The sequence below is a fragment of the Nocardiopsis halotolerans DSM 44410 genome, from assembly GCF_000341065.1.
Taxonomy (GTDB): Bacteria; Actinomycetota; Actinomycetes; order Streptosporangiales; family Streptosporangiaceae; genus Nocardiopsis; species Nocardiopsis halotolerans.
The window spans coordinates 1-3,395 of sequence record NZ_ANAX01000077.1 but is presented as its reverse complement, the minus strand read 5'-3'; the positions used below and the strand labels follow the sequence as shown (position 1 = coordinate 3,395).

At 70.6% G+C, this 3,395-nt stretch carries 3 protein-coding genes; all 3 read right to left on the bottom strand.

The features are described 5' to 3' along the window. On the bottom strand, nucleotides 1–841 hold an 841-nt coding region (locus D455_RS29405; RefSeq protein ID WP_017569872.1), incomplete at its 3' end, for an AAA family ATPase. Next, nucleotides 841–1,998, bottom strand: coding sequence for an exonuclease SbcCD subunit D (locus D455_RS0106100; protein WP_017569871.1), 1,158 nt, complete (start codon nucleotides 1,996–1,998; stop codon nucleotides 841–843). The genes D455_RS0106100 and D455_RS29405, both read right to left, overlap by 1 nt. Nucleotides 1,999–2,123: 125 nt before the next feature. Continuing rightward, on the bottom strand, nucleotides 2,124–2,783 hold the full coding sequence (locus D455_RS0106095) for an O-methyltransferase (RefSeq protein WP_026122365.1): 660 nt from the start codon (nucleotides 2,781–2,783) through the stop codon (nucleotides 2,124–2,126). Nucleotides 2,784–3,395 lie beyond the last annotated feature (612 nt).

Sequence of the window (3,395 nt, the reverse complement as noted above, 5' to 3'; positions counted from 1 at the left end):
GCCGATCCTGTCGGGCGCGCAGCTCACGCCCTTCGGCCAGGAGCCGCCGCGCCTCCTCACGGGCCTCCGTGAGCCCCGCGGCCACGTGTTCGGCGTCGCGGGAGGTGGCGGTGGTCACGGAGGCCAGGTCGGCGGCCCACGCAGACAGCTCCTCGGGCAGGTCGGGGGCCTGGGAGCGGCCGGCCTCGGCGATCCGTCCCGCGACCGCGCGCACCTGCGCGTCGGCCGTGTCCACCTCGTGACGCAGTCTGTTGGCGTGCCCCCGCAGCCACTCCTCCACGTCCCGGAACATCCGGGTGTTGAAGATCCGCTCCAGGGAGTCGCGCCGCTCGTCGGACTTCGCGCGCAGGAACCGGGCGAAGTCACCCTGGGGCAGCATGGCGGTCTGGCAGAACTGTTCGAGGGTGAGCCCGACCAGGTCGCCGACGAACTGCCCGGCCTCGTCTGGGCGGTTTGTGATCCCCTCCCACCTGCCGTTGACGTGCTCCTGGACGAGGACCTTGGCGTTCTCCACCTTGGTGCCGGTCCCGCGCTTCTTGGGGCGCTCCCAGCGGGGACTGCGTTCGATACGGACGCGGCGGCCCCCGACGGTGAACTCCAGGGTGACCCGGGGCAGCCGCTCCGGCGGCGCGTGGTCGCTCTTGGGGGAACGGTCCTTGCCGCGGGCCCCCGGCACGTTGCCGTACAGGGCGAAGCACACCGCGTCCAGCACGGAGGTCTTGCCCGCGCCGGTGGGCCCGTGGATGAGGAAGAGGCCGCCCGCGCTGAGTCGGTCGAAGTCCACCTCCGCGGTGCCCGCGAAGGGGCCGAACGCCTCGATGGTGAGGGTGTGCAGCCGCATCAGCGCGTCCCCTCCTGGAGCCGGACCTGTTCGACGGCGGTGTTCACGAGGGCCTCCTCCTCGGGGGTGGCGGGGGTGCCCCGGGCCCACTCCACGAAGTCGGCCACCACCTGGCGCTCGCTGCGGTCGGCGACGGACGCGGCGACCGGGCGGGTGTCGGGGGTGCCGCCCTCGGGGGCGAACTCCAGGACCAGGGTGTGGGGGAAGCGTTCACGCAGCCGGTCCATGGGATGTGCGGGACGACGGGGGTCGGTGAGGGTGACCTGGAGCCAGTGGCCGGTGTAGGCCTCCCACTCGGGAAGGGTGAGCAGGTCCTCGATCCGGCCGCGGATCCGGGCGACCGGCCGGGGGACGGGCGCCTCGACGAACTCGGCGCCCGCGAGGCCGTCGGCGTCCAGGTCCACCACCCAGTAGCCCTTGACGTGGCGCTCCTCGGAGAAGGAGTAGGCGAGCGGACTGCCCGGATAGCGCACGGACGGGGTGATGGACTGCCGTCCGTGCAGGTGGCCCAGGGCGACGTAGTCGACCCCGTCGTAGACCCCGACGGGGACGTGGGAGGCGCCGCCCACGGAGATGTCGCGTTCGCTGTCGGAGGGCTCGCCGCCGGTGACGAAGGCGTGCGAGAGGACGACCGAACGGGTGCCGGGGCGTTCGGCGAGGTCGGCGCGGACCAGGTCCATGGCGTGCCCGATGGCCGCGGCGTGGCCCCGTTCGGGCAGGTCCCAGTGGTGGCGGGCGATCTCCGGTTCGAGGTAGGGGAGGCAGTAGAAGGCGACGGGGCCGTGCTCGTCGTCGATGAGGACGGGGGTGTCGACCCCGTCCAGGGAACTGCGCAGGTGGACGCCGGAGGCGTCGATGAGGCCGGTGGCGAAGGACATCCGCGCCATCGAGTCGTGGTTGCCGCTGATCAGGACGGCGCGGGCCCCGGTGGAGCGGATCCTGCCGAGGGCCCGGTCGAACAGCCGGACGGCGTCCACCGGGGGGAGCGCGCGGTCGTAGAGGTCACCTGCCACGACCACGACGTCGATCCGGTGTTCGTGGATGGTGTCGACGAGGTGGTCGAGGAAGGTGGCCTGGGCGTCGATGAGGTTCTCCCGGTGGAAGGAGCGACCCAGGTGCCAGTCCGAGGTGTGCAGCAGGCGCATGGCACCGGACATTACCGAAGGCGGGCGCTCTTCGTCGGGGAAAGTTCCCTCCTGTGGACAACTCCCGGGGCAGGGGTCCCCGGGGACGGGCCTCAGCGGCGGGCCCGGGGGCGGCTCCCGTGGGTCAGCTCCCGGGGTCAGTTCCTGCGCGCGAGGGTGAGGCCGTCGCCGATGGGCAGCAGTACCTGGGTGACCCGGTCGTCGGCGACCAGCCGGTCGTTGAAGTCGCGGATCCCCCGAACGGCCGGGGACGTGGCCGTGGGATCCACCACGCGCCCGTGCGAGAGGGTGTTGTCGGCCAGGAGCAGCCCGCCCGGGCGCATGCGCGGGACCAGTTCCTCCCAGTAGTCGACGTAACCCTCCTTGTCGGCGTCCAGGAAGGCCAGGTCGAACCGGGTGTCCTCGGGGAGCGACCGCAGGGACTCCAGGGCGGGACCGATCCGGAGGGTGATCCTGTCGGCGACCCCCGCGCGCTCCCAGTAACGCCGGGCGACGGAGGTCCACTCCTCGCTGATGTCCAGGGCCAACAGGTGGCCGTCCTCGGGCAGGCCGCGCGCGAAGCAGATCGACGAGTAGCCGGTGAAGGTGCCGATCTCCACCGCGTCGCGTGCCCCGCAGGCACGGGTCAGCAGCGTGGTGAAGGTGCCCTGTTCGGGGCCGATCTGCATGCCTCGGTGGTCGGGGAACAGCCGTGCGGTCTCCTTGGCCAGGTCTGCGAGGACGTCGTCGACGGGTTCGCTGTGGTCGACGACGTAGTCGTGCAGTTCCGGGGTGAGGCTCTCCGATGATCGTGTCACGCCCGCCACCCTAGACGCGTGCTCTCGGTCCCGCCCAGTACCCGGGCCGGAACATCCGGTGCATTCTCAGCCCTCAGCCACGTATGCGTGAAGTCCCCGTCCTCGCCCGCAACCGCCCGCACTGGATCAGGCGGGACCGCCACAACTCCCACTCCCACCGGGCCGCATTCCCACCACCCGGCTCGCCTGCCACATAGCGGAACTGTTGGGTGCCGTGCCCGATGGTGTCTGGCGGTGCTGGATGGTGTCTGGCGGCGCTTGGTACCGCCTAGCAGTGTCCGAGGTGACGGACGGTCGGGTTTTCCACAGGCGGTGGTTGGGGCTGTCCCGGGGTGGGATCGTGATGGTTTCCTGGAAATAGGGGGGATCCCACCCCTGCGCGCTTTGGCATACCCACAATCTCCCAGAGGAGTGGATAGAGGGATGGAAGTCCGTGTTCCGGGAACTCGGAACGCAGATCTCGGAGTGCGGAGCTCCGGAATCCAAGAGTCTGAATTAGGTTCTCAGGAATGAATGCTCGATAAGTCCCGTGGGTGAAGGTTCGACGGGGATTCGGGGGTTCCCTGGGAGGCAATAAGGAATTGAGGGGTAGGGAGGGGCCGTCATCGGGTC